The organism is Polaromonas sp. CF318 (genome assembly GCF_000282655.1).
Taxonomy (GTDB): domain Bacteria; phylum Pseudomonadota; class Gammaproteobacteria; order Burkholderiales; family Burkholderiaceae_C; genus Polaromonas.
The window spans coordinates 1-2,464 of the sequence record NZ_AKIV01000125.1; the positions used below are offsets into that span (position 1 = coordinate 1).

At 67.4% G+C, this 2,464-nt stretch carries 3 protein-coding genes; all 3 read right to left on the reverse strand.

Features of this window, described 5'->3' with window-relative positions:
• Positions 1-183: 183 nt before the first annotated feature.
• Entirely contained in the window at positions 184-672 is a 489-nt protein-coding gene (locus PMI15_RS19600) for a hypothetical protein (protein ID WP_007873489.1), read from the reverse strand.
• Between the two features lie 211 nt (positions 673-883).
• The gene (locus tag PMI15_RS19605) at positions 884-1,363 is read right to left on the reverse strand and encodes a VOC family protein (RefSeq protein ID WP_007873490.1); all 480 of its coding nucleotides are present in this window, start codon (positions 1,361-1,363) and stop codon (positions 884-886) included.
• Between the two features lie 140 nt (positions 1,364-1,503).
• Positions 1,504-2,334, reverse strand: coding sequence for an urease accessory protein UreD (locus PMI15_RS19610; protein WP_007873491.1), 831 nt, complete (start codon positions 2,332-2,334; stop codon positions 1,504-1,506).
• Positions 2,335-2,464: the final 130 nt, after the last annotated feature.

Here is a 2,464-nt window from a genome sequence, read left to right on the forward strand (position 1 = left end):
CCCCCGGCCAGCAGCCCTCAGCAAGAGAACCGAGGAGATAAGGAGAACAGAACCGCGCCCGCCGGCGCAAGACCCGGCAAAGCCTTTCCGGCACCACAAAAAGAAGTGGGCCGCAAGCGGCCCACCTTTGCTTCTGCTTCATCCGGGGTTTTCATCAAACCGCGGCGGAGCGAGTGGCAACTGTTATTGCGATGGCGCGGCGGCGGGCGCCGGGATCACCACAATGTTGTCGGTCGATGTCTGCGGCTGTACGCGCACATTGGTGGCGCCGGCCGGAACGACCACGGTTTCTATCTGGCGAATCGCGCCGCCGCCGGCGACGCTGCCTTCTGTCTTGCCGTAGCCCACGATGCGGGCCTGGCAGGCCACCAGGTCTTCGCCCTGGAAGATGTCGCAGCGCCTGAGGGCGTTGGCCTTGAAGTCGCCGTTGGCGTTGTCGACCTTGCCGGCGCGTTTGGCGGCGTTGGCATTGCGGACTTCGGTCATGCAGGTTTCACGGTCCTGCTGCGTGCGCCCTGTGAGGCAGGCGTTCATCTCGCTGCGGGCGTTGCCGGAAGCGTCGATGCCGGTGGTGCCGGAAGCCATTTGCGCCGAGGCGCCCAGCGAGAGCAGGGCGGCAACGCCCAGGGCCGCTGCGTTTCGGGCAAGGCGGAAATACGGGGATGCGGTCATGGTCAAAACTCCTTCTTTCGAACTCGACGGATGTCGATGAAGGCAGTCTGGGCCGGTGCCGCGGCGCGGCTTGAAAGGAAAAGCTGCGGGCCGCCCGTGCCCTATGGCCGTTCCCATGTAGGACGGGTCTTTCATGGCCCGCCGGGGCACTGGATTCACATACAGATGGCGATGTGCACAGGGCCGCGGCGCGCCGGTCCTCCCGCCGGCTTCAACCGCGCCGTGCCGCCTCTATCTTGGCGACGTCGATCTTTTTCATGGTCATCATCGCGTCGAAGGCGCGCTTGGCCGCCGCGCGGTCCGGGCCGGAGACCGTTTCAAGCAGGACGCGCGGGGTGATCTGCCATGACAGGCCCCAGCGGTCCTTGCACCAGCCGCACTCGCTTTCCTGGCCGCCGTTGCCGACGACCGCGTTCCACAGGCGGTCGGTTTCGGCCTGGTCCTCGGTCGCGATCACAAAAGAGAAGGCTTCGCTGTGCTTGAAAAGCGGGCCGCCGTTGAGCCCCATGCAGGGGATGCCCGCGACGGTGAACTCGACCGTCAGGATGTCGCCCTGCTTGCCGTCGGGGTAGTCGCCCGGTGCGCGCATGATGGCGCCGACCTTGCTGTCGGGGAAGGTTTTGGCATAGAAGGTCGCGGCCTCCAGCGCGGTGCCGTCGTACCACAGGCAAATGGTGTTCTTGGGGATCATGGCGTGTCTCCTGAAAGGGGGGTGGTGAAGCTGGGCGTGCAATGACAGGCCCCATGGTAGCCATTACCAGGCCCCGGCCTGCCGGAGGGAGCTGATGCGCTTGTAGGTGGGCGCCTATGCCGCCATGCGCGGCACGGCGCTCACATGGACCAGATGCGCGGCGTGGACGGCGCCAGCTGCCACAGCTCCTTGCGCCAGGCCTGCCAGACCTGCCTGAGCAGCGCCATGGCGGGTTCGACCACCGGCGAGAGCACGCGCAGCACGACGACCTGCGCGTCAGGGCTGGTGGCGCCGGCGCTGGAGGCCAGCGAGTGGGCCTGCAGGATGTCGCGTGCGCAGTCCAGCGCGAGTTCGCGGCGGGCGCGCTCCAGCTTGCTGCCCGCCACAAAAAACAGCGAGGCCATGCAGCGCCGGCCGGCCAGGCCCACGGGGCTGTCCATCAGCAGCTTGTCGTTCGCGTCCAGGCGCGCGCGTTCGAGCCAGACGCCGGGCACCTCGATGTGCTGGCGAAAGCTGCCGCCCTCAAAAGGCTGGCCGGCGGCCGGCAGGCCCAGCGCGGTGACGTCCCAGCCCATCAGTTCAGCGCCGGGCGCGAGCGCCATCGTGAGCCGGTTCTCGGCCAGGCAGCCGCTGTAGCAAATCGCTTCCAACGGCAGCCATTCCATGCGCGCGCCGGCTTCGAGCGTGAGTGTGGTGTTTTGCAGCGCGGGCTCGCCGGTGGAGCGGTAAAAGCGCGTGGCACCCGGCGTGGTGATCAGGCCATGCGCGCCGGCAGCGGCGCTGAAGGCCAGCTCCAGCGTGTCGCCGCCGACCAGGCCGCCTGGCGGGTGCACGATAACGTTGTGGCAGATCGCGTCGCCTTCAGGGTACAGGCTTTGCAGGATGCGCAGCGGCCCGCTGTGGCGGAAATGGGCAAGGGTTTTGCCGGCCTGGTGGGTGTAGTCGAGTGCGAGGGTCGCGGTCCAGGTCATGGGGTGGAGTTTAACGTGGGGCTTTCCCCCCGTTTCCCCCTGCTGAGGACTCTGGCCGGGTCTTGCGCCGGCTTGCGCGCCTCTGTTCTCTTTATCTCCTCTGTTCTCTTGCTGAGGGCGGCTGGCCGGG

Excerpts from the sequence above, each read along its gene's own strand:
- PMI15_RS19600 (WP_007873489.1), bottom strand. The coding sequence starts at position 672 with ATGACCGCATCCCCGTATTTCCGCCTTGCCCGAAACGCAGCGGCCCTG.
- PMI15_RS19605 (WP_007873490.1), bottom strand. The coding sequence starts at position 1,363 with ATGATCCCCAAGAACACCATTTGCCTGTGGTACGACGGCACCGCGCTG.
- PMI15_RS19610 (WP_007873491.1), bottom strand. The coding sequence starts at position 2,334 with ATGACCTGGACCGCGACCCTCGCACTCGACTACACCCACCAGGCCGGC.